General features: G+C 36.2%; 1 protein-coding gene. It reads left to right on the forward strand.

Translation table 11 applies throughout. The annotated features are described in order from the left end of the window. Nucleotides 1–276 (forward strand): helix-turn-helix domain-containing protein (locus tag SCA31_RS23280; RefSeq protein ID WP_410699394.1); only part of this gene is annotated, 276 nt, incomplete at both ends.

Consider the following 276-nt stretch of genomic DNA (forward strand, 5'->3'; position numbering starts at 1 on the left):
TGTGACGAGAGATCATGTGAACCGTGGATTCATTGGTAAATTTGAACATCTTCTCGATGACTATCTGCGTTCTGACAAGCCTAAAAACTTAGGTTTTCCAATGGTTAACTATTTTGCAGAGCAGCTTAATCTTTCAGCCAATTATTTCGGAGATTTAATAAAAAAAGAACTTGGGGTCTCAGCCCAGGAATTTATTCATAATAAACTGATAGAAGTCGCCAAAGAACAGATTTTTATTCCTGCAAAATCGATCAGTGAGATTTCTTATGATCTTGG

Source organism: Chryseobacterium sp. SIMBA_028 (genome assembly GCF_046535285.1).
GTDB lineage: Bacteria > Bacteroidota > Bacteroidia > Flavobacteriales > Weeksellaceae > Chryseobacterium.